Annotated in this window: 17 protein-coding genes; 3 read left to right on the forward strand and 14 right to left on the reverse strand. The window is 51.9% G+C overall.

All coding sequences use genetic code 11. The features are described from left to right. Positions 1-32 precede the first annotated feature (32 nt). Positions 33-1,454: a family 43 glycosylhydrolase gene (locus tag M891_RS0116335; RefSeq protein WP_028539579.1), complete on the reverse strand. Its 1,422-nt coding sequence runs from the start codon at positions 1,452-1,454 to the stop codon at positions 33-35. Next, positions 1,451-3,904: a glycoside hydrolase family 31 protein gene (locus tag M891_RS0116340; RefSeq protein ID WP_157268828.1), complete on the reverse strand. Its 2,454-nt coding sequence runs from the start codon at positions 3,902-3,904 to the stop codon at positions 1,451-1,453. The genes M891_RS0116335 and M891_RS0116340 overlap by 4 nt, the downstream gene beginning before the upstream one ends. A 115-nt stretch (positions 3,905-4,019) precedes the next feature. Here M891_RS0116340 and M891_RS0116345 point away from each other — a divergent pair, with 115 nt between their 5' ends. After that, complete coding sequence (locus M891_RS0116345) at positions 4,020-4,910, forward strand: helix-turn-helix transcriptional regulator (RefSeq protein ID WP_016313157.1); 891 nt, start codon at positions 4,020-4,022, stop codon at positions 4,908-4,910. 102 nt (positions 4,911-5,012) lie between these two features. On the opposite strand, the gene M891_RS0116350 is transcribed toward M891_RS0116345, so the two are convergent. From M891_RS0116350 to M891_RS0116375, 6 genes are all read right to left on the reverse strand, one after another. Further along, entirely contained in the window at positions 5,013-6,155 is a 1,143-nt protein-coding gene (locus tag M891_RS0116350) for a glycoside hydrolase family 88 protein (protein ID WP_036700724.1), read from the reverse strand. Between the two features lie 22 nt (positions 6,156-6,177). After that, complete coding sequence (locus M891_RS0116355; RefSeq protein ID WP_051417055.1) at positions 6,178-7,998, reverse strand: heparinase II/III family protein; 1,821 nt, start codon at positions 7,996-7,998, stop codon at positions 6,178-6,180. 42 nt (positions 7,999-8,040) lie between these two features. Next, positions 8,041-9,906: a DUF2264 domain-containing protein gene (locus M891_RS0116360; RefSeq protein WP_016313160.1), complete on the reverse strand. Its 1,866-nt coding sequence runs from the start codon at positions 9,904-9,906 to the stop codon at positions 8,041-8,043. 34 nt (positions 9,907-9,940) lie between these two features. After that, on the reverse strand, positions 9,941-10,780 hold the full coding sequence (locus tag M891_RS0116365) for a carbohydrate ABC transporter permease (RefSeq protein ID WP_016313161.1): 840 nt from the start codon (positions 10,778-10,780) through the stop codon (positions 9,941-9,943). 12 nt (positions 10,781-10,792) lie between these two features. Next, positions 10,793-11,731 carry a carbohydrate ABC transporter permease gene (locus M891_RS0116370; RefSeq protein ID WP_009226434.1) on the reverse strand — a complete coding sequence of 313 codons (939 nt, stop codon included), beginning with the start codon at positions 11,729-11,731 and terminating at the stop codon, positions 10,793-10,795. Between the two features lie 99 nt (positions 11,732-11,830). Further along, complete coding sequence (locus M891_RS0116375) at positions 11,831-13,174, reverse strand: ABC transporter substrate-binding protein (RefSeq protein WP_036625428.1); 1,344 nt, start codon at positions 13,172-13,174, stop codon at positions 11,831-11,833. Between the two features lie 223 nt (positions 13,175-13,397). Between M891_RS0116375 and M891_RS0116380 the strand changes: the two genes are divergently transcribed. Further along, positions 13,398-15,227: a cache domain-containing sensor histidine kinase gene (locus M891_RS0116380; protein ID WP_232228360.1), complete on the forward strand. Its 1,830-nt coding sequence runs from the start codon at positions 13,398-13,400 to the stop codon at positions 15,225-15,227. Between the two features lie 53 nt (positions 15,228-15,280). Next, a complete protein-coding gene (locus M891_RS0116385) occupies positions 15,281-16,903 on the forward strand; it encodes a response regulator (RefSeq protein ID WP_028539584.1) in 1,623 nt (540 codons plus the stop codon). Here the strand turns inward: M891_RS0116385 and M891_RS0116390 are convergent, their stop codons facing one another. From M891_RS0116390 to groES, 6 genes are all read right to left on the reverse strand, one after another. Next, a complete protein-coding gene (locus tag M891_RS0116390; protein WP_028539585.1) occupies positions 16,904-17,875 on the reverse strand; it encodes an ABC transporter permease in 972 nt (323 codons plus the stop codon). A 422-nt stretch (positions 17,876-18,297) separates the two neighbouring features. Then, positions 18,298-19,386 carry a Gfo/Idh/MocA family protein gene (locus tag M891_RS0116395; RefSeq protein ID WP_016313166.1) on the reverse strand — a complete coding sequence of 363 codons (1,089 nt, stop codon included), beginning with the start codon at positions 19,384-19,386 and terminating at the stop codon, positions 18,298-18,300. Further along, positions 19,379-20,416: an AraC family transcriptional regulator gene (locus tag M891_RS24075; RefSeq protein WP_051417057.1), complete on the reverse strand. Its 1,038-nt coding sequence runs from the start codon at positions 20,414-20,416 to the stop codon at positions 19,379-19,381. The genes M891_RS0116395 and M891_RS24075 overlap by 8 nt, the downstream gene beginning before the upstream one ends. A gap of 38 nt (positions 20,417-20,454) precedes the next feature. Next, the gene (locus M891_RS0116405; protein WP_028539586.1) at positions 20,455-21,444 is read right to left on the reverse strand and encodes a Gfo/Idh/MocA family protein; all 990 of its coding nucleotides are present in this window, start codon (positions 21,442-21,444) and stop codon (positions 20,455-20,457) included. A 242-nt stretch (positions 21,445-21,686) separates the two neighbouring features. Continuing rightward, a complete protein-coding gene (gene groL / locus M891_RS0116410; RefSeq protein ID WP_016313169.1) occupies positions 21,687-23,306 on the reverse strand; it encodes a chaperonin GroEL in 1,620 nt (539 codons plus the stop codon). Positions 23,307-23,363: 57 nt separating this feature from the next. Further along, positions 23,364-23,645 carry a co-chaperone GroES gene (groES, locus tag M891_RS0116415; protein ID WP_016313170.1) on the reverse strand — a complete coding sequence of 94 codons (282 nt, stop codon included), beginning with the start codon at positions 23,643-23,645 and terminating at the stop codon, positions 23,364-23,366. Between the last annotated feature and the right edge of the window lie 1,044 nt (positions 23,646-24,689).

The following is a 24,689-nucleotide window of genomic DNA, read 5'->3' on the forward strand; positions in this document are numbered from 1 at the left end:
CTTTCTGCTTGCAGAAAGGAGTATTTAGCTCATTACTCAAGGGTAAAGGAGGCGAAGCTTGCACTTCCTTCACCTTTATAGGTGAAATACAACGCCTGCACACCGTCAGGAATACGGATGTCAGCGGAGTACTCCGTCCAAATATTTGCAAATTGAATCGGAATTTCTCCGAGAACAGGGCCGTCCCAAGCCGTCTTGATTTCAAAGACCCCCCTGGAGTATCCCCGTACTTTGATTTTCACCTTCTTGATCCCTTGGCAATGAAAGTACTTGAAGCCAGCCGTGGCAGAATCCGTCATATTGGCGATATAACCGACCTCTTCATCCCCATCTTTCCCATCCTGAGTAATCTTGGGGAATCGGCTGTCCAACCATGCCCCCGAACCAAAACCGCCAGTATACAGCGATTCATCCTTACAGAACAGGTTGCATGCTAGATAAGCAGGGTATTCTCCTTGTCCGACCAACGGCCCTCCATTGGGGCCGCAGGATGTCATTTCCACCTGCGGGATTGTACCATCCTCCCGGAAGACAATCGGTTCGATACAGCCTTGTCGGCAGTACGCTGTACCATTGGTATGACGATGATAAAAGATGTACCACTGATCGCCAATTTTCTCGATGCTGCCGTGGTTATTTCCGCCGTAATACATCGGCTTCTCCGCCGGTTTGTAGGTATCGATATGCAGATCGTTATTGCTGATGATCACGCCTTGGTAGACAAAGCCGCTGGTCGGGGATTTGCTGGTTGCATAACACAACTCGTGCATAACGATTGAAGAGTACACAAAGTAATAAGTGTCTCCTCTTTTGCGGATCGAAGGTGCTTCAAAAAATTCATGACCTTCAAATCCGGTACCCTTGCTGTAAGGCTCGCTTGGCGCCACAAATACCGGCTCTTCCACAATCGTCAGCATGTCCGGCCCAAGTACCGTCGCCATGGCTCCATGTCTCGATCGATCACCAATAGCGCAGAAACCGGTGTACAGATAAGTCCGATCGCCTTCCGTCAACACACCTGGATCAAACTGTGGTTCATCGCCTTCTCTTTCCCCTAACCGTTGGCCGTCGGCATAATGGACATACCCGTAAAACTCATATTTTCCGGCAGGAGTGTCACAGACGGCAACGGAAACGACGGAAACCTTGTCGAGAACATAATAGAGATAATAACGCCCATCCGGTCCACGCGTGACGTCCGGCGCAAACAGGTTCATCCGCCCATCCGGATTTAAAGGGTCATCGGTTTTCTTGTAAATCACGCCTTCATAGCGCCAGTCGCTCAAGTCGTCCACGGGGGCGGACCAACATACATAATCGTTTAAACAAAACACATGGCCGTTAAAACGATCATGCGATCCATAAACGTAAACTCGGTCGCCAAAGACATACGGTTCTCCGTCCGGGATATACTCCCAGGATGGGAGGTAGGGGTTTAGTCCTTGTTTTTTCATAACACTTCATCTCTCCCTTGAACTTTGAATTCGGTCGCCTGAACGACGACTGGGGTTCCTTGATAAGAAACGACGATTTGACCCGCTCTCCCGGCAATTTCCACCATGAACTGTCTGTGCTCCGGCATCCCTGGAAAGCTGCCGATGCGTTGCCCTATCGTCAATCTGCGGTTCGTATCGTCCCAGCTCATCTCGATCATCGAATAAGCGCCATTCTCGTAATGATAGGTGTCCCCCTCATCTTCGTAGAGCGTAAAACTTCCATCTTGGCCGGGATATACTTTCAGCAGAAGCATCGCTTCCGGTTGTTCCCCCGTGTGTTGGACATCTGGCCCCATGGGAATGATGGATCCGGCGCGCACGAAGAGTGGAAGCGTATCCAAATCCGCTTTCGCATCGATCGTCTTCCCGCCCTCAAGATGTTCATCGGTCCAAAAATCATACCAACCTCCACTCGGCAGGTAGACTTGTCGCATCTTCCTCACATCGTGAAGCTTACGGGAATTGGGTCCATAATACATCGCGGTTGTCACAGGCGCAACAAGAAAGGCAGGTCCAAACAAGAACTGGTCATCGATATCATGTACTCTCGGATCTTCCCGATAATCAAAAGCGAGTACTCGATACATCGTATAGCACCGGTGTGCCACCGCCCCCGCAAGCGAGTAAATATAAGGCATCAGCCTATAACGAAGCTTCAAATATTTGACCAATGCTTCGTAGAAGAGATCCCCTGGTTCACCAAATCTCCAGATCTCTCTAGGCGTGTCCGTCCCATGGGAGCGGAAGATCGGGAGAAAGGCTCCAAATTGGAACCAGCGGACATACAGCTCGCGGTATCCCAAATCCGCAACTCCCTCGTTGTAATCGCCGTTCCAGAACCAGAGATTCTCTTGGTTCCGAACGAAAAATGCACCAATATCCATCGTCCAGTAGGGTGACCCGGTCACACAAAAGTTAAGTCCATCTGCAATCTGTTTCCTCAAGGTCTCCCAATTGGCGGATATATCTCCTGACCAAGTGATCGTGCCGTAGCGATGCTGGCCTGCATAGGCAGAGCGCGTTAAATTCACTACGCGTTTATGATCGGTTACAGAGCGTTGACCTTCATAAATTCCTTTGGAATGCAGCAATGAGTAAGCATTGATATATTCCGGATCAAGATAACGCTTCGCTTCAGCCGTATTGATCAGCATTCGCTGTTCAGGCTCCGGCTTGACCTGTCCTGTCCAATCCGCTTCAAACGGTTCAGTGCAGTCACACCACCATGCATCGACTCCATGGGAGAATAGCCCCGCATGAACCTGCTCCCAATATAATCGTCGGGCTCCATCTGTGAACGCATCATAAGTGGCCTGATTTCCCAGCAGATATCCATGCTCGCTCATCTCTCGATGGTTATCGCCCCCTTCTTTCATAATCGGCCAGATCGATACCATCAGCTTGACGTGTAACGCATGCAACTGCCGCATCATTTCCGAAGGGTCTGGAAAGCGCTGCGGATCCAATGTCTTTTGCCCCCATAGCTCTCCTGTCCAGGACTGCCAATCCAGGACGATCCCATCAATCGGCAGCTCTCTCTCTCGATATTCCCGTGCGATATCGATCAACTCTTCTTGGGATATGTAGCGCTCCTTCGATTGGATGTAACCGTATGCCCATTTGGGCAGCATAGGTGCGTCTCCTGTCAAATGACGAATCCCCTCGATGATTTGATCAAATTCCGGACCGTAGATAAAATAGAAATCCATTTCATCGTCCACATCAGTCCATATGTACGACCCAAAGGAATCGTCGTGAAAACTCATTAAAGAATAGCTGTCCATCAGGACACCATACCCTCGGGTAGAGATTAGGGCTGGAACAACCGCCTTCATATTTTGTTGGTACAAATATTGATGTTTGCCTCGAAGATTCATCATGCCCTCTTCATGTGAACCAAGTCCGTACAGCGCTTCGTCCTCCTGCCATTCGAACTCAAGTTTCGTATGGTAGGCGGTCCTGTCAAAAATTTGGTTGCTTCCCTCTGCACGTGCACGGAACCCGTCTGCCCCGCGATCCGTTGCAACTTCACCGGCTGAGACATCAAAAATCGTGCGGTAGACATCAGTACGTTCAAGCGTTTTTCCACCTCGGGGCGGCTCCTTCGTCAGCAGTCTGCCGCCGGCCTCCCAATAGCTAAATGCACAAGTTGTTTTGTTTACTCGGATCGTAAGCAGCTCTGTGGTGATTTCCAGATCGTCTGAGTGGTCTATGATCTTAAATTGCACATTGCTACTCTGCGAGCGCTCCACCGTCATGAAGCTCGGTTTCCTGCTAAAATCCGAATCCAAGGTATAACGAATTCGAGCAATTCTCGGTGTACAAAAGACGACTTGCATGATTCCATTAGTAGTGTCCAATCGAATTCCATTTGCTTCGGCCTGCCATCGAGTCAGCTTCAGAATCATCGCTACCTTTCCTTATAGATTTGCTTTAATATAATGATATTATTGATTTTCTTGGATCATCTAGCAGATAATCCGGTTTTTATATCACAATATTACGATCCTAAGGAGGGTATCCATGTACGAGCATCGTTACCGGGAAGATAAACTGCATGGGGTTCCCGAATTTCCAATGCACATTTACAGGGTAGAGCATCCCGCAGGAGCCCATTCCATTCTCCCCGTTCATTGGCATAATGAAATGGAAATCATCTATTTGGCTCAGGGTTCCGCCACGTTTCGCATCGAAAATCACGAGTTAGCCCTTTGTCAGGGGGAAGCGCTCATTGTTCATCCGGGCGAGCTGCATTCGGGAGTGAACGACCATGAGGCTGTATGCTATTATTCGATTGTTTTCAAATTGTCCTGGCTGTCCTCCTATCAAAACGATCGGATTCAGCAGCTATTTCTCAGGCCTATCCTTCAAGGAACCGAGAAATTCCCCCTCTTGTTGTCCTCTTCTAGAGGGACACCGTCTGAATTGTTGGAGTACATCCGGCAACTCATACTTCGCTTTGAGCATCCGCTGCCTGCCTACGAGTTGGCTGTGAAAGGCATTCTCCTGCTGCTGATTGCCGATCTTCGCCGGTACGGACTCATAGAGAAAAATGATGCTCTCGGATATCCCCATAGACGTAAAGACAACGAGCAAATTAAGAAAGTATTGACTTATATTGAAGAGCATTCCCACGAAAAACTCGACTTGGATCAGCTTGCGGCTGCCGTCTCCCTGAGCCGTTCTCACTTTTGCACCTTTTTTAAGACGCAAACGGGGATGAGACCGATGGAGTACGTCAATTTTATCCGTATCAATAAAGCTGCAGAATTGCTGCGCACAGGGAGATATAACGTGCTTGAGGCTGCCTTGGAGTCAGGATACCAGCATGTAAGTTACTTTTCGAAATGGTTCAAGTTATATATGAATATGACACCTTCTGAATACAAAGCTTCCTATGCATCCGGATTATAGTGTTCACTTATCACTAGTTCCCTGATCATGACAAAAGCTCTGATCCCATCCTTTGATCAGAGCTTAGCATCATTCTAGCTTCACTTGAACCCGATACTTCCCCTATTCCCAGTACGTCGGCCCGCCGCTCTTCAGCCGGGCGAGCCCTTCCACAAAGAAATAATCGCCGTAGATCAGCGGAACATCGATGTTCGTCCCTTGCGGGTAGTTGCTCGTCCCGTGCAGGATCAACCCTTCTTCCCCCGGGTCGTCCCATGCGCCGTAATTTTCGTACAGCGACTTCAGGATGCGTTCACCGGCTTCGCGATACTTCGCGGCAGCTGTTCCCTCACCGCCAAGCTTCTCTGCCAGCAGCAACAGCCCGCTAGCTGCGCAGGCACCGGCGGATGAATCCCGCAGCTCGCGCAGCTCTTCCGGCGCGCGGAAATCCCAAGCCGGCACCTGATCATCCGGCAGTTGATCAAGGAAGAAATCCGCGACCCGCTGCGCAGCGGACAGATACTCCGGCTTGCCGGTATGGTGGAAGCCCAGCGTCAAACCGTAAATCGCCCAGGCAGCCCCGCGCGACCAGGCCGACTCCGGAGCGTAACCTTGACCGCCTTGCGGGCCAACCCGCTCGCCCGTGACCGGATCAAAGACCACGATATGATAGACCGAGCCGTCATGGCGGACAAAATGATGGAGCACGGTGTCCAAATGCGCTTCGGCAACATGCGCGAACCGGGGATCGCCGCTCTCCCGGGATGCCCAGAACAAGAGCGGCAGGTTCATGCAACAATCGATGATTGCCCAGCCTTCGTTCCGCTCCCCTTCCGTCCACGGATTCCAGGCTCGAATGTAACGCCCCTTCAGGTTAAAGCGCGCCGCCAAATAGTTCGCCGCCTTCAGTGCCCGCAGCCGTGAGGTTTCATTCCCCGTCAGCTTATAGGAAGCGATGCTGGTCAGCGTCCACATGAATCCCAAATCGTGATCCAGCCGCACGTAACCGTCCAGCACCTCATCCAGCTTGGCTTCGCATGCTTGTGCCAGCGCTTTCAATTCCTCCCGGCCGCTTCCTTCATACAGCAGCCACAGCAGCCCCGGCCAGAACCCCGCCGTCCACCAGGCCGGCTCAGCCAGATCGTAGACCCCGCCCTTGCTGGCGTGGGGAAATCCCGAGCCAATTCTCGCCGTGTTTCGCAACGTTTTGTCCAACGACTTCGTCCAGGCCGCTTCCACCCATGCCCTTTCGTTTCCGATATGCATATGATCTCGTCCTCCATTTTCCTTATTGCCGCGCGAATTTAAAAAGAAAATCAACGCCAATTCCCACATCCGGTTGCTTCACCCGAAAATCTAATGCGTACCATACCGCATCCTTCCCGTGATGATCCCGGTAGGTCCGTTCCTCCATCTCCGCCTCCAGTTGATCTGGGTCATAGTACAGTTCCAGCACAAACTGGCCGCGGTGAAGGCGAAGCTGCCCCGGGCGGGTCATCTCCGGCTGAATTGGGCTCACGAACCGCTCAACCAGGCTTTCCGGCACTTCTGCAAAGCAAAAGTCGTCTCGAAGCATCAAGCTGGGCAGCTCCGTCTTGTTCCAAATCCAACTTCGGCTAAAAGACTGCAGATTATCATCCTCATAGGCGCTGGACAACTCCAAGGCGAACTCGCACGCCTCCGCAGTCATGTCGCAGCGAAGCTTCGACGCTGCCCTTTCCTGTCCCTCCCGCTGCAAGCAGCCGTTGATGATCGGCACGGAATGCCCTTGTGAGCCGTTACAGTCATAACGATACCTGCCCTCGCCAAAGTAATCCCGCGTATACTCCCCGCACCCGAGATCGGACAGGAAAAACGCGCCTCCGCCCGCCAGCATGAAATGGCCCAGGTCGTTGTGGTTATGCGATTCGCCGTTGTGCCCGCCTTTTGCGGCAAAACCAAACGTATCCCCCGCGGCAGTAATTCGCGAGATCAGCCAGCCGGCGTCTTCAAACCAAAAGTCGCCGTCTCTCCACTCCGCCGGGCCTGCCGCAGTGCGGTCCCGCCAGATCAAGTTGCGAAGCGCCGGCGCCCAGCGGCTGCAGTGATCCTCGCGGTAATCCGCATAGAGCAAGGCAGGCGGAGCCTCCACTTCCGCATACCGCTCCGCAAGGTAATGCGACAGCCCGGGCTGGACGCTCCCGTACGGCAGCGCGTCGGAGAAGTTGGCGACTAGCCGGCCGCCCAGAAAACATTTTTGCTGGAACTCGGCAATTCGCCGCACCTTGTCCTCGCTGAACCAATCCCGCTGCCCCCGGCTTCGCTTTAACAGCAGGTCAGCATAATACACAAAGTAGCCAAACCCGTAGTTCCAGTAGCCCAGCCCTTCCGGACAACCGCCATCCTCGCCGAATCCCCGCAGATAGAAGCCCATACTGCGCTCGGTTTTCTCTAAGATCCGAGCCAGCCGGGCGTAATCGCGCGGTTCGGTCATCAGCAGCAGCGCAGCCGAACCAATCGAGCCGGCGCAAACCGCCGACCAGTTGTTCGTCAGCTCCTCCCAGTGGTAAGGGCCTTTCTCCAGAAAAGGCTGGAACAGTCGTTCATCCACCAGTTCGGCGATCCGTACCCGCAGCAGCTCCGGCAGACGAGAGCCCATCAGCAAAGATAACTCCGCCAACGCAAACCCCGTCTCCGCCGAGAACAGGTCGATGGTCTCGGAGACCGGACGCTTCGCATCCACATGTGCGGGCAAGCACCAAGTAAATTCGCTGCAGATCGCCCAGACGGCATCCCGCAGCGCCGCTTCGTAAACCGCCGACTCCGGTTCAAGCAGCGACAGAAAGGCGAAGGTGTTCAGCCGCCGTCGCTTCTCAAAATACACCCGTTCATACTCCAGCCGCGAGCCCTGAACGGCAAATAATGAAAACAGCGAATAAGTCAGCTCTTCCGCCGGGAACTTTAGCAGCCGTTCCCCTTCACTGCGGATCACTTCAAGCTCGACCTGAGCCTCCGACGCTTCACGCAACGATGTCCAAAACGCCAGCCCGCCGCCGGGCGGATAATAATCCTCTGCCTTCAAAGGGATAAGACTTTCGGCCAGCTGCTCCCAGCCCTCGCGAACGGTCATCCGTTTTCCTCCTTCCACCGCAGCCCAAAACGGCGGCGTTGACTAAGCTAAACCAATCCGGATGTCATTGCCGGAGCAGGTTGTGATCACAATCGCCCGCTCCCCAATCGTAAGGTTTAACGCTTCAGGCGCCACCGGCTGCCATTTGGCTCCCGGCGACGGATCGCCGTAAACCGCAGAGGCAAGCAGATGAACCCCCGGCTCCAGGGAAGCAAGGAGCGTGGGAAGAACAGTGCGAGGGTATAGAACGTTCGTATTGGCGTTCGGGCGAATCAGCTCGGCTGATTCGAAGCCAAGCAGACTTTGCACCCCGCTGGCTCCAACGGGACTGGCGGCTCCGGCTGCGATCCGACCAGCTTCCAGCCCCCCTGTCCGTTCTCCCTCTATCCACTCCGCGAGCTCCGTCTCCACCCCCAGCGCGAATCCTCCTTCCGCGATATCCAGCGCTCGCTTCGTCTCGATGCGATGAATCCGCACATGCCAGGGGAGTCCGGCAACGATCCAGGTGTGCACCTCCACGTTCGACCAAGGCTTCCATACCGCATACAGCACGTTATCCTGAATCGATGTCTTCTGATTGCGGCGTCTTACCCGGTACAGGTTCTCCCCGCGTTCGCTGAGTGCCAGCATGGAATCAAACGCACCTTGGGACAATCCCCACTCCGCGCGCGGTACGCTGAACCCAAACCCGGTGGAATACACGAACTTCTCGTATTTTGCCGAGGTATGAGTATGCTCGTTCGTGCCGCGATGACCGGTGTTGAAGGCTACTACGTGGCCGGACGCAGGATCACGGGCCAGCACGAGATGTGCCGGGCGCTGGACCTTCAGCGCCGGCAGCTCCGGCAGCGGCAGCTCCTCCGCCGTCCAGAACGGATGGTCCTCCGGCAAGGCCAGCGGCAGGAACGCTTTCAGCGACCAGTACGGCGAACCAGGCGAATTGTAGTTCTCCGCCATCACCAGGTTCGGATAGGCATAGCCCACGGTGAGCAGCCCATCGGAACTGCGCATGGGCTGACTTAACCACCAGCGCAGATTGCGCAGCACCAGACCTTTGATTACCCCCATCGGCAGCACGTCTACACCCGCATAGGCCAGTGCGCTCCAAAAGGCGGATTGGGCGAAGCGGTAGGTTAAGCTGCGTCCGTACGGCAGCGCGGCACCGTCCGGGGCGAACCAAGCGAGAAACTCGCCTGCGAACATCGCGGCCCGCTCTTTATACACTTGCGCACGCCGCGGATCTTCCTGTTCCATGATCCGTGCGTAAAGCAGCCCGTAATAGTGAAATGCAAACGGGACGTAATAATCGCTGTGTCCCCCAACGCCGTCGCTGTACCAGCCATCTTCCAGATAGAATACGTCCAGCCGGTTTAGATTTCGCTCCAGCTGCTCCGCATCGTAAGGCAAGCCAACTTTACGGAAGCCCACATTCACCAGCACGTTAAAGAACAACCAATTGCAATCGTGACAGGGGTGCTGATTTATCTGATTCAGCCAGCGGTACAGCCGATCACGTTCCTCCGGGTGAAGCGGTTCCCAAATGTGTTCCGGGATCAATGCCAGCGCGTAGCCAAAAACCGCCATCTCCACGAGCCGTTGATCATAATCGCCGACCTCGCCCCAATACTCCGGATGCTCCGGGTTCGTGCCGCAGCGGATGCCGTCCAGAACAACGTCCCATAACTCACTGCTGCCGCCGCCCGCAAGCAACGGTACTAATCCCCACAGCACCCGAGAGAACCCTTCCATCTCCGCCACAGCCGCCGGGTAGGATACCCCGCTCTTGCCAAGCCCAAGCCGGGCGCCGCCTTTACTATAGAACGGCCGTAGGGGATGCACCAGTTCTTCCAACACGTTCACCATGTCGCTGCGCGTTTGGAGCGGGGCATTAACGGTCAAACTATTCATTACTTCAGCTCCTTTCTTCCGAGACTACCATTGATTACCCTTTGATTCCGGACGAGGCCACACCTTGGACAAAATATTTTTGCAGCGCGAGGAAGACGATCAGCACCGGAATGATCGAAATGACGCTGGCGGCCATAATTAACCCATATTCAGCGGAATATTGCGTAATGAACATTCGCAGCCCGATTTGGATCGTTTTGAGCTCCGTCTTGGTCAAGTAAATCATCGGCCCGAGGAAATCGTTCCATGTATTCACGAACGTGAAGATCGTCAACGTGGACAGCGCCGGCTTCGAAAGCGGAAGCATGATTTTCGCCCAGATCCCGTATTCGTTTAGTCCGTCAATCCGTGCTGCTTCGCAGAGCTCATCCGGAATGCCTTGATAGAACTGACGCATCAAGAACACGCCAAAGGCCGAGAACGCCTGCAGAAAAATAATCGCAAGATGGGTGTTGTTTAGCCCCATGGAACGCATCATGATAAACTGCGGAACCATATACGCTTGCCACGGAATGGCGATGGTCGCAATATAGCCGAGAAACAACGCGTGTCTCCCTTTGAACCGCAGCTTCGAGAACGCATATGCCGCAAAGCTGGAAGTCAGCAGTTGAAGCAAAGTAACGATCACCGAAAGCTTCGCGGTGTTGTATATAAACCGGCCGAGCGGGATCCGCGTCCAGATCTCCACGTAGTTCTGCCATCTTGGAGCATCCGGGATCCACTGCATCGGGAACGAGAATACATCCTTATTTAATTTCAGCGAGGACGACAGCATCCACGCGTAAGGAACAAGCATGCATAGTACAACGACCGCGAGTACCAGGTACGCAAAAATCTTGGCAACGGTTTTGACTTGTTTGTTAGCTCCTGTCATTTTTGCATCCTCCTATTGTCCGTACTTCTTCTCGCCCTGGAATTGAATGAGCGTAATCCCCAGAACGAGCAGGAACAGCACGATCGCCATGGCGCTGGCGTACCCGTAATCCAGCGAGCGGAACGCGGTATTATAGATTTGATAGACAAGTACCCGGGTCGAATTGTTCAGCTGATTATCGGCACCGGCGAACAAGTTGATAAAGATGTCGTACACTTTAAACGAGTTGATGATCAGAATCATCAAGACAAAGAACGTAGTAGGTGCCAGCTGCGGGATCGTCACGTTGACGAATCTTTTCCATGGCCCCGCCCCGTCCAGCTCGGCAGCTTCATACAGCTCGGGATTTACTCCCTGCAAACCTGCCAAATAAATGACCATGTAATAACCCATATTTTTCCATACTGTAAAAAGAATGACCGTAAACATTGCCCAATCTTTATCTGCCGCCCAGCGAGGCAAATCCTCAATGGGGATGCCGGTAATCGAGTGCAGCAGATTGTTCACCGGCCCCATCGTGGGGCTGAACACGAAATTCCAAACGGCTGCCACGGCAACCAGTGAAGCGACATAGGGGAAGAAGAACACGGTCCGCATAAAGTTGCGGCCAAACAGCTTCTGATTGAGCAGGATCGCCAGCGCCAGCGCACAAACCATCGTTAACGGCACCACGCCAATCGTATAAATAATGGTGTTCCAGAACGCTTTGTGAAAGGTGCTGTCCTGCAACAGACGAGAGAAGTTACGCAATCCCACGTACTCCATCGGGTTAGCCCCGTCCCATTTCACAAAAGCGAGTACAAACGCATAAACCATCGGCACCAGCGTAAACACGGCAAAGCCGATGAAGTTGGGGGCAATGAAGCTGTACGCCACCAAATGATCTTTGACGTTCTTAGACAACGCGCTTCTTTTAACTGCTTTGGTTCCTAACACGGGTTCATTCTGCATGATTTCTCCTCCAAACCAACTTGTGCTAGAGCATTGGGAAAAAAAGACGGGCTCATAAGGCCCGCCCCTGGCAGCATCGAAATCTCATGCGAGATCAGATTAGTTATTAAGTACCTCTTGCACCCGTTTCTCCATATCTGCCAATCCTTCGTCGATGGTCGCATTTTTCGTCATGATGTTGTCGTGTGCTTCGTTCAGGACGACCTCGATGTCCGCACTCTTCTCATGCAGCGGCATTTCCAGATAAGTTCTCTCGGTCGTGAGAGCTGCTTTGCTGTTCTCGTCCGTTGGGAAGCCGTCCATGGAAGCGATGGAGCTGACCACTTCATCGTTCTTGATCGCCGGAATCGTACCTGTGGATGCGATCACTGCTGCACCTTCTTCACCGGTAACGAATTTCAAGAAATCTAAAGCGGCTTCTTTGTTAGCGGACTTTTGGTTTACAGCCAGTGAAGTAATGGTCCCCAGCGTTGTTCCGGCAGGTACGCCGTCCGGATGCGGATATTTCACGATCCCCCAGTTGGTAGCTTGGGATTCACCGCTCTTCACCTTATCAATTTGCGTGGCGATAAACCAGCTGCCCATGTTCATCATCGCAACGGAGTTATTGTAGAATACGCCGGAATAGTGAGTGCTGGAGGTTTTTAACGTAGCGTAGTCCATCACGATGCCGTCGTCTTGCTGTTTCAGGATTCGTTCGTAAATTGGTTTCAAAAATTGATAATTTCCATCCACGATGCTGTTCTTGCCGTCCAGGATGCCGAACAACTGTACTGCACTGCGCCAAGTGTGGTAGTGCGCGCCGTATACTTTTTCCGAGCCGCTGCCGGACGTCATTTTCCGGGCTAACTCGTCGTATTGATCCAGTGTCATATCGTTGGTAGGATAAGGAACTCCGGCTTTGTCAAACAGGTCCTTGTTATAGTAAACGACCCAGAAGTCACTGCGGAAAGGCAGTGCGAACACATCGCCGTTCATTTGAATTTGTTCTACCGTTCCGCCATAGAGGGAAGTATCAATGCCTTGAGTGTCAATGAAGCTCTTCAGCGGTTCCAGATGGTTCTGCTTCACCAGGTTGACGTAGCCCGGGATGTCCTTGATGGTCAGAATATCCAGGTCAGCACCACCGGAGAGCTGCGTACTGAGCATCGTCATGTAGTCGGTAGAGCCAAGGTCAACATATTCGATCGTTACGTTCGGATGGTCTTTCTTATAAGCGTCGATCAAAGGCTGGTAGTAAGCAGTGGCTTCCCAATCCCACAGCGCCCATTTCAGTGTGACCGGCTTATCGCTCGTCTCGTTGGAAACGCTTGCAGAATTGTTCGTTTGAGGCTCTGTGGTATTCGCTTTGCCTGAGTTTCCGTTGTTGCCGGAACAACCTGCCAGCAGACCTATAAGAAGAACGGCCGCCAAGGTAATACCGAATATTTTCTTTCGTCTCATCTTCAAACCCCTTTTCCTCCTGTTTTGAACTTGCAGATCGGCAGCGCCGAATCCTTAGGTTCATGGTATCGAAATCTAAAATGAAAGGGCATACATTTTTACGTTCTTTTCCTACACTTTTCTATTTGGTTCTTCAAGAAACGAATGAAAAGCTGTAAAATCATACTCAAAAGATGTAAAAATGGTTGTTTATGAACCTTACCGCTACCGATGATGTCAACTCATGTTATTGTTATCTATATCGGTTAAAACTCGCATTGATCTTACACCGGATGAGGTGATCGACACGCGCGCAAGAAAAGCCACTATCAAAAGCCGGATTATCCTGATCATGACCGTGTTTGCCTTGCTGATCGCAGGAATTCTGTCTTTTTTCAGCTACGAGCTGATCTCGTATTTTCAACGCAAAACCACCATTCAGGCGACAGAATTTAACCTGCAGCTCGTCTCTCATATCATCGATCAAGATTTAAATAACTTGTTTACTTTGGCTTTGACCAGCAGTACGAACTCGCCTACCAATCAGCTGATTCAGGACTATTTTATCTCACCGGAAGCCAGCGCCAAAGATCGGCTGAATGCCTTCTTGTCAATGCAGGAGGACTTCCGGGTGAACCGGTCCAACAGCTACGTGCGACGCCTGATCATCACGGATCACCAAGATAAGTTCATTCAGGTCGACAATTCTGGAAGCGCTTCAGTTCCGTTGAATATTCATAATATAACCCAGCTTCCCGGTCTGGTCCCAGATGCGAAGGAAGCTTGGGAGCGCGTGATCCAGGACCCGTTCTCCCGCTCCAGCGGCATCCCCATCGTTCTGCCAATTTACGGTGAACGGGCTGCACGCATTGGGACGGTCTATCTTCTGGCGAACACCTCCGTGATCACCGATAAGCTTAAAGGCTACAGTCTGCCGGAGGGCTCGGAATTGCTGCTCTCCCTTGGCAGCCAAACGTACCGGATCGAAGGGGACAAAGTGCAGGAAATCGAAAGCCCTTACACATTGTTGCCGTATGATCAAAGTGAAGCCACCGGGGCGCTCACCAAGCTCGAATGGATGGAGCAGGACGGGGAACGCCTCATCTCGGTGTCCTATCCGGTGCGGGAAGGCGTCAGACTCGCCCAGACGCTGGACAAGAAGCAATTTGCTCCACAGCTCAACGCTTGGCTGCTGCTAATGATTGGCGTTTCTGTGCTGGTGCTGGCATTAAGCGGATTTATTATGTTGTATTTAACCCGCACCATCAGCCTGCCCGTAGAGAAGCTGCGCAAACGGATCGATAAGATCGCGCAAGGTAATTTCTTTATCGACCGGAATATTGAATGGAACAGCGAGCTCGGGGATGTGGGACGCGGCATCAATCGGTTGTCCCAGGATATTTTGACGCTGATGGAATCTCGTGTCGCGGACGAGAAGCAGAAGCAGGAACTGGAATATCGCATGCTGCAAAGCCAGATCAGTCCTCATTTTCTCTATAATACCCTGAACTCGATAAGATGGATGGCTACGATTCAGAACGCTACGGGTATCGCAGATATGGTCACCTCCTTATCGCGGCTGCTGCGCAGCATCGCCAAAGATCAACGCAAGTTGGTTCCGCTGCAGGAAGAGCTTAGCCTGATGAATGACTATTTCCTCATTCAGAAATATCGCTACGGCGGCACGATTACGATGGATCAAATCATTGATAACGAGGAGCTCCTTTCCAGTCTGGTTCCCCGCTTTACACTGCAGCCGCTGGTGGAGAATGCGATTTTTCATGGAATCGAACCGAAGGGGCGCGGCAACATCACGGTGTCTGTGGCCAAGAGCGGGTATGACATGCGGATTACGATTGAGGATAACGGCGTGGGAATGAGTGAAGCCCAAATTGAGGCGATTTTGTCCAAGCAAGAAGAACCCGGCTCCAAAGGCCTGTTCGAAAATATCGGGCTCCGCAGCGTACACGATCGGCTGCGTCTGACCTTTGGGGATCGATACGGCCTCTCGATCGAAAGCAAGTTGAACGAATTTACGAGAATGCATTTGCTGTTGCCCTGCCGGAAGTCTTGACCTCCAACTTTGACAACTTGTCGCTATCGTAAACCACGGGAGGAAGTGATCGTATGATTAAAATGCTGATTGCCGATGATGAGGCACTCGTCTGTATCGGCCTGCAGTCCATGCTCAAATGGGAAGATTATCAGATCGAAATCGTTGGCATCGCCCACAACGGTGCTCAGGCAGAGGAAATGATCGAATCGTTGCGTCCTGACCTGGTCATTTCCGACATTAAGATGCCGGTCAAAACCGGTCTGCAGGTCGCTGAATCCGTACGCGACAAATATGGCCGGATACCGCTCTTCATCTTCTTAACGAGCTATGAGGAATTTGAATACGCACGTCGCGCCATTCATCTTCAGGCAGCGGATTATTTAGTCAAGCTGGAGCTAACCCCGCAGATCCTGGCCGAATCCGTCCAGAAGGCCGTTGCCATGTTGGGGGAATACCAAACCGTGGAGAGTTACCCGAGTATGCTGTACCGCAGCAATTTACATGCGCTGCGCGATAAATTTTTTATCCGGCTGTTTAATCAGCTGTTCGAGAACAAAAATCAGTTCCTGTTGCAACGAGACGATCTTGAGCTGGATTTATCCGCTCCTGCCCACCTCGTCTGCTCCTGCCGGATTCAGGGACCGGAGAGCGTCCCTCCGCGCGGGGATAAGCTGGTCGCTTTGTGCTCCAGCACGGTGCAGATGGCTAAGGATACACTCGCCTCGTCGCGCCCCTGCTTCGTAACCAGCCTGGATTTGCGGAACTTTGCAATTGTGCTGCCTCTGTCAGATCCAGATCCGACCCACTGGATGCCGGAAGTGGAGGAGCTCCTGCACCATATGGCAGAGGTGCTCCATTCCTATTTCAATGTAAAAATCATCGGCGCGGTTGGGAATGCCGTGGAGGACCCGTACCTGCTGCATGAAAGCTACCTGGCTGCCCGGCGGGCGTTGCCGTTTGCCCTCGATCAGCAATCGTTTGTCTTCTTCACCCAGAGCGAAGCGGAGAATCTCGCTTCCCCAGGAGTCGATGCCATCGTCTCCCGTTCGGAGATCCGCCGCGCCTTTGAAGAACTGGATACCCACGCATTGCACACCATGATCACGAATCTCATTGATCGGTTTAATGGCCGGCCGGAGTTAGTTGTACCCGCTACCGATGCGGCTTGCAATATTTTATATATGGCCACCTCTTTGCTGGCAGACGGCGAGAACGTGGTTGAGCAAATTTTCGAGAATGAGCCGGAGGGGTATCGCGCGATCTATAAAAAGCAAACAACCCAAGGCGTGATCGATTGGCTCGTGCAATTCCGGGACGGTTGCTGCGAAATCCTGTCTTCCCGCAAGCAAAGTTACAAGGAGCAAATCGTGCGGAACGTGCAGGACTATGTGAAGCGGAACTTGAACAGTAAGCTGTCCTTAAATCAGGTGGCGGATGTTTTTAACTTCAGCCCCAATTACTTAAGCCATCTCTTCTCCAAAACGGCCAAAATCAATTTCGTGGAATATGTCACGGAGACTAAAATCGCAGCCGCTAAGGAAATGATGGTTCGCGGTGAAGGCCGCATTTATGAAATTTCGCAGAAGCTGGGGTATGAAAGTGCGTTTTATTTCAGCAAAGTGTTCAAAAAAGTAGAAGGCATATCGCCGCGGGAATTTATTCAGCGCATGAACAGCTCGCTGCCTTCCAGCTGATCAACGCCGCAGAACGCTTTTTCGATGAATCTTCACCCGAGGATCGACAATTGTATAGAGCAGGTCAGCCAGAAAGTTGGCAACCACCACAAATGCAGAGATGATTAAGATGATCATGAGCAACACGGGATAGTTCCGGGATTGCGCGGAAAATACCGCCAAGCTTCCTATACCTCCCCAGTTAAAAACATTCTCGACCACCGCGGCACCCGATATCAGGGTCGGCAAATCCAGCATGATGATGGTAATGACGGGGACTACAGCGACTCTTAATGCATGTCGATAGGTGACTCTTCGTTCCGAGGCCCCTTTCGCGCGGGCCAGACTCAGAAATTCGGAAGGCAGCACCTCAATCATGCTGGTGCGAACCATTTTCATATAATAAGCAATCAGTCCGATCGTAACTGTGGCCACGGGGAGAACCATGTGGTAGATAAGATCAACCCAGTCCCCTCTTTTGTTTGGAGCATGCATGCTGCTTGGCGGGAACCAGAACAATTTGAAGGCAAAGATCTCCTGCAGCCAGTGCCCCAACACAAACACAGGAATGCTGTAACCAACCAGGCTTAGGATCAGACCTAGTTTATCCGACAGCCCATCTTGTCGTTTACTGTTATAAATGCCCCACGGTATGGCAATCAGCAAAGCAATGAGAAATGACGTACCCAATAAGTAAAAGCTATTCCAGAAATATCCCCAGATATAACTACTAATCGGTGTGTGATAATAATCCAGACCAAAGTTTCCACGCAGAAGGTCATTGACCCACCGGAAATATTGCTGGTAGATCGGCAAGTCCAGACCAAAGAGATGCTTCTGTTCGTTCGCATATTGAATTTGCTCTTCGGTCATCCCAATGCTAAGGGTCCACATATTCCCTGGCATCAGGCGCATCGCACAAAAACAAACGCTCATAACGATAAATAACACAAACACCGATTGAATAGCTCGACGAATCAGATAAGTCCACATTTGCATCCTCCCGAACCCCAATTTGTCACTTATTCTAACATAGATCATTTGAAATATGGCATTTATTTTTGTAAATCGAGTGTTAAATATTCAAAATTTTCATAATATGTTAGATGAGAGAGAATTCCTAAGACAATGTAAAACCAGCCCTAATGCAAAATTTTGTTGATTGAATAGGTTATTTACATTGCCTCACTGCGCCTTTTTCTCTTCACAACTCCATCAAGATTATGTCAGAATACTTCCCATAGTTAGAATGGCTGTGTTATCTTAAATATCCCACCTTTTCCATGAGATTCCTTATATTGTTCAACATGAAGTCGGTTGAATCCTGCATTCCCCCTCATTTTTGCGACATCGCATAAACAGCCCCTGCCAAGAAGCGCAGGGGCTGTTGAGATAAAACGAATATAGATGAAAGATTAATCATTCCGCGGGAGTTCTACAGACACCTCGCGCCCCGCTTCAGCGGAACGCAGCACGCCGTCAATGATCGCTTGTTGGATCAAAATTTGCTCGCCGGGGATCGGTGCAGGACGACCGTCGCGCACCGCTTCAGCAAAGTCCCGGACCTTCTCATCGAACAAGTTCAGTTTGTGCTCGATGAGTGGAATCGGCGTCTGGGTATTCCGACCGTATTCGTCGTGGTACAGCGTAACCGAACCTACCGCACCGTCCCATACACCAGACCAAGGACCGCTGCCTGCCGGTGTAACCTTGAGTCCCGCATCGGTACCGAGGAACATCGTTGCGCCTAACGTGTCCATGTGCATGGCCCAGGAGATTTTGAACTGCAACACCAGATCGTTCTCGAAGCGAACCATCGCCACACCGAAATCCTCCACTTCAAACTTGGATGCTTCGGGATGGTAAAGCGGATTGCGGCCGAAATGGTTCGACGTAAAGGCAGATACCGTGAGCGGACGAGGATAACCCAGCGTATTTAACGCCATATCCAGCGAGTAGCAGCCGATATCCGCCATCGCCCCGGCTCCAGCCAGCTTCTTGCTGATAAACGTGCCTCCCGGCATACCACGCCGGCGGCCGCCGCCCGTCTCGGCGTAATAGACCTTGCCTAACCGACCGGATTGCACAATTTCCTGCAACAGCTTCATATTCGGGTCATAGCGGGGCTGGAACCCGATCGTTAACATGTTGCCGGTGTCGCGGGCCACTTGCGTCATCTCCAGCGCCTCCGCTAACGTGACGGACATCGGTTTTTCCAACAACACTTGCTTGCCTGCCTTCAGCGAATCCACCGTTGTCTCGTGATGTGAGACGTTTGGCGTACAGATGCTGACGGCGTCCAGCTCTTGCTCGAGCAGCTTGCGATGGCCGTCATAGGCTGCCGCTCCGTCCAATTGCAGCGCCTCCACGAAATCCGCGGCTTTGCCGGGAATCACGTCGGCGACTGCCACGATCTCTACGAACGGAAGCTTCCGGTAAGCCGATACGTGGGCTTTGGCAATTCCGCCGCTTCCGATAATGCCGATACGTACATGTTTACTCATATGCTCGCTTCCTTCTCTCGTTTGGAATGGGTGCCGAATGCTCGCCCGCGTGCATTTTGCGGTACGCGCTTGGCGTTACTTCATACTTGCTCTTGAACACCGGGTACAGATAGTTTGGATTCGCGAAACCGTGGGCAATGGCGATCTCCTCAATCGCTTTGTCCGTCAGGAGCAGGTCCGAACAGATCGCGGTCAGCCGCGTATGCTCCAAATAATCGCGGAACGTCGTCCGCCCTTCACTTCGGAAGATCCGCTGAAGCTGCCGCGGGCTGATCCCGATGGCTTCTGCAACCTGTTCCAGCGAGATCGGCATGCTTTCGTTGTCCTGAATGTATTGCGTGGCCAACTTGTATCGATGGAAGCTCATATCTCTCTCAGGAATTCCCGTTCTGTCATCGGCCCGGTCCAGCACGCGAACGGTGCGCAGCAAAATCTGCACGATTTCCTGCTTCAGCAGCGTGTAGAAGCCGATCGGTTGTTCCTCCAATATACGATACGCTTCCAAAAAACCACTCATCGCATGGAACCGGTCAACGACCGGTGCGACGGGCAAACGATCCAACGAGGTGATGCACTCCTCCGCCTCCGCTGCCTCCAACTCGTCTCCCCAGCCGCCAGGTTGGCCACCCGCCTCCAGCGGCTCGATCTCCAGATGAAGGCATAGTTCATACATTGGATCTTCCGGGTCCGACTCCTGATAATGCACCAGATCCGGTCCGGTCAAATAGAACATGCCCTCGTGGAGATCATAGGTCTGGTCGACGAGAATGACTTTGCCTTTGCCTTTCGGAATATAATGAAATTCATAGCCCGAGTGCTTATGAAACTGAATGATATGTCCAGGAGGAAACGAGGCCAGATGGCAGCGCAGCACGCGAATGCCGTAACCGCCCCAGCGGAATTGCAGCTCCAGTCGGTCGAGTGCATCCTGTCTTTCCGCCATTCTGGCGTACGGAAAAGGACTCGCGCTCCCCGCCGTTTTACGGTCAGTTGGCTTCTTCCCTGTCGATTCGCGATGATCTGCCCGCATCTTGATCCCTCTTTTCCTTCAATGGTCATCTGTTATGTTTATTCAGCCAGTTCGTCGATCCGAATCGGCCGGCCTTCCGCTACCGAACGATTCGATGCTTCCATGAGTTTAGTCAGATCCACAGCTGCTGCGATATTGTCCGTCGCTTCGGTGCCTAGCTTGATATGTTCCACCCATTGGCTGAAGGCATAAGGTAATCGGTCATCCAGTTCCAGCTTCTCCCACTGTTCGCTGCCGCCGTTGTAACGAACGACTGGAACTTCATCCGGGAATCCGTACAACAGCGTGCCTTCCGTTCCGTGAAGCTCGATGGAGAACGGCGAGTGGCTGTTCACAAAGCCCGCTTCAACGATGCCAATCGCCCCTTCCGCATAACGCAGAATGGCTACGGCGTTGTCTTCGACTTCCTTCCCTGTCACATAGCCGAAATTCGCACTTACACTCTCTGGCATCCCCAAGAAACGCCGCACCAGGTACATCGGATGGCAGCCCAAATCGATAAGGGCACCGCCGCCACACTGCTCCTTCGAGAAGAAATGTTCAGGCAGCCAGTTCGCCGTCGCGCCGTTATGCGACAGCCGCACCCGTGCCATCGTCAGCTTGCCGAGCTTGCCGCCTTGGAGCACCCGATCAATCGTCTGCGTGTAACCGTCATACAGGCGCGGCAGGGAAACCATCAGCCTCACGCCCGCTTTTCGAACCGCAGCGAGAATATCCGAAACTTCCTTAGCCGTAGGGGCGATAACTTTCTCCGTGAAAATATGTTTACCTGCCTCCGCCGCCTTCACCATGACGTCGCGGTGCATATTCGTTGGTGCATCCACAATAACCGCGTCGATGTCGTCCTGCGCAAGCATCTCATCCAGTGAAGCATAGTACGGTACTCCATACTGCGCCGCTTTGGCCTGCCCGCGTTCGGGAAGTTCATCCCAAATCGCAGCCAGCTTCGTCTCAGGATGCTCTAGTGCCTGCTTCGTGTAATCTTCTGCATGAACGTGCCAATAGCTGATTTTGCCAATGCGAATCATTTGTTAGTAAGCCTCCTTGGCATTTGACTTAAAATATACGACAACATAGACAGATTACACAACTTTTATAGCCATTATAATGAGTTTTCGTGCCATTTGAACTATAAATTGACGACATGGTGATAATCGTGGATTGGATCCCGCTGTAATCTACACGGAGCGTCCATTTGCATATTATAAGAAGACAAAAAAAGAGGCCTCTCAAAAGAGAGACCTCTTTAGGCTAGACTTTAAAGCCTATCTTACATCATGCCGCCCATACCGCCCATGTCTGGAGCAGCTGGTTTTTCTGGTTCTGGTTTGTCCGCGATCACGGCTTCAGTTGTCAGGAACAGGCCTGCAACGGAAGCTGCGTGTTGCAATGCGGAACGAGTTACTTTCGCAGGGTCAACGATACCTGCTTCGATCATGTTCACCCATTCGCCAGTAGCCGCATTGTAGCCGATGCCAACTGGTTCTTTCTTCAGGCGATCCACGATAACGGAGCCTTCTTCGCCAGCGTTTGCAGCGATCGTACGAACTGGCTCTTCCAGAGCGCGAAGCACGATGTTAACGCCCGTTTTTTCGTCGCCAGTTGCTTCAACCGCAGCTACTGCATTGTATACGTTCACGAGGGCTACGCCACCGCCGGAAACGATACCTTCTTCAACAGCTGCACGCGTAGCGTTCAGTGCGTCTTCGATACGCAGTTTGCGTTCTTTCAGTTCAGTTTCCGTAGCTGCACCAACTTTGATAACGGCTACGCCGCCAGCCAGTTTAGCCAGACGTTCTTGCAGTTTTTCTTTGTCGAACTCGGAAGTCGTTTCTTCCAGTTGCGCACGGATTTGGTTTACGCGAGCATCGATGTCGGCTTTGTCACCGCTGCCGTCCACGATGGTCGTATTTTCTTTCGTAACGATAACTTGACGAGCGTTACCCAATTGCTCGATCGTCGTGCTCTTCAGATCCAGACCAAGTTTCTCTGTGATCACTTGGCCGCCAGTCAGAGCAGCGATATCTTGCAGCATCGCTTCACGACGGTCGCCGAAGCCAGGAGCCTTAACAGCTACCGCGCTGAACGTACCACGCAGTTTGTTCACGATCAGCATGGCTTGAGCTTCGCCTTCGATGTCCTCAGCAATGATAAGCAGCGGTCTGGATTGTTGTACGATTTTCTCCAGAATTGGCAGGATTTCTTGCGTGCTGCTGATCTTCTTGTCGGTGATCAGGATGTATGGATTTTCAAGTACGGCTTCCATTTTGTCCGTATCTGTAATCATGTAAGGAGATACATAACCGCGGTCGAATTGCATCCCTTCAACCACTTCAAGCTCCGTTGCAAAGCCACGGGATTCTTCAACCGTGATTACGCCGTCTTTACCTACTTTCTCCATCGCTTCAGCGATCAGTTCGCCAACTTCTTCGTCAGCCGCGGAGATTGCAGCAACTTGAGCGATCGATTGTTTGCCTTCGATCGTTTTGGAGATCTTCTTCAGTTCTTCGACTGCAGCGCGAACCGCTTTGTCGATCCCTTTACGCAGGCCGATTGGGCTAGCGCCGGCAGTAACGTTCTTCAGACCTTCACGGATCAGGGCTTGTGCCAGAACCGTTGCCGTTGTCGTACCGTCACCGGCTACATCATTGGTTTTCGTCGCAACTTCTTTAACGAGCTGAGCACCCATGTTTTCAAAGGCGTTTTCCAGTTCGATTTCCTTTGCGATCGTTACGCCGTCATTCGTGATGAGCGGGCTGCCGAATTTCTTCTCCAGTACAACGTTGCGGCCTTTAGGACCGAGCGTTACTTTTACTGCGTTTGCCAAAGCGTCAACCCCACGAAGCATCGCGTGGCGGGCGTCTTCACTGAATTTAATCTCTTTTGCCATTGTTCAATTACCTCCCATATAGTTGTGTAGATATTCGTTCAGATACGAATCGGCGGATTAGCCGATGATCGCGTGGATGTCGCTTTCTTTCATAATCAAGTATTCTTTGCCTTCGTATTTCACTTCAGTGCCAGCATATTTGGAGAAAATAACGCGGTCTCCTTCTTTCACTTCCAACGGAACGCGGACGCCATCTTTCAAAGTTCCGCTGCCAACGGCGATGACTTTACCTTCCTGTGGTTTTTCTTTGGCTGTGTCTGGAAGCACGATGCCAAATGCCGTTGTCTCCTCTTGCTCGATCGGTTGCACGAGAACGCGTTCACCTAAAGGTTTGATCATGAAAAAACAGCCTCCTTTAAATATGTGGTGTTATGTGTAGATGTTGTCATTAATATTAGCACTCGATCATCCCAAGTGCTAACAACCACTTTTATATTACTCAAGTTGCGAATAGATTTCAAGTTCCTTTGAACAAATTTTTTTTCTTTGTTTCATAGGATTAATAGCGTGCCCTTCCCATTGTATCCTTGCACTTGGATAAATATTCCGAAGGAATGGACGAGCATGGTCTGCGGGCTTGGTGCCGGGGGATTGGGCCGCAAAAAAGAGGGGAGATCATCGTACAAAGTTCACGTCCATCTTGGGGAGTTTAGGGCGGCGAAAAGGGCTAGTTTGCAGCCCTCTTCAGGGTTAAGGATGCACAACACCCCCTGTTTTAGACGAAATAGCGTAGCTGGCAAGCGTTGGAGCGCAGGTTCGCTGTGGCTGCAGGTTTCTCGGCTGTTGTTGCTGTTGTTGCCACAGTCACAGTCACTGCCAATAGTCACTGTCACTGCCACAGTCACTTCTGTCACTATTCCTGCAGTTCTTCTGTTGTTGATCCGCAAGTGACTCTGATGCCGCTAATTTTAGTTACTCCGCGAGTTCCCAATTGCCAACTCATTACGCTACCGCCGCGCAAGTTACTTTTACTGTTCTAGTTGCGCCTGACTGCGCTTACCTGCTCCTAGCCCGCCGGGCGCCGTGATCTGTTCCGGCTAACGCTTGCCACAGCACTAGCCTTGCATCTAAAGTGACATGGTATTCAATTAATTGTTAATATTGGTTATATCAGCTTATTGGATTAAAATTTNCCATTTCTATTTTCCGCCAATGTGCTAAAAGGGTAACAGGACGTGAAGTGTAGTCATGTTACCAAAAATTAGTAGATGAATCATTCGGTTACTCTAGTACCATCTTGACGCTCTTGAGCTTCAACGGATGTTTTCTCGGCCTTCCTGGCCGCCCTTTCTTACGCCGGCCTTTGGATGGCCGAGACGGCGGTCGTAACACAGCTTGTTGAAACTCTTCCCACGATCGCTCAGCATATAAGCGCATGCGTTT

Source organism: Paenibacillus sp. J14 (assembly GCF_000518465.1).
Lineage (GTDB): Bacteria > Bacillota > Bacilli > Paenibacillales > Paenibacillaceae > Fontibacillus > Fontibacillus barengoltzii.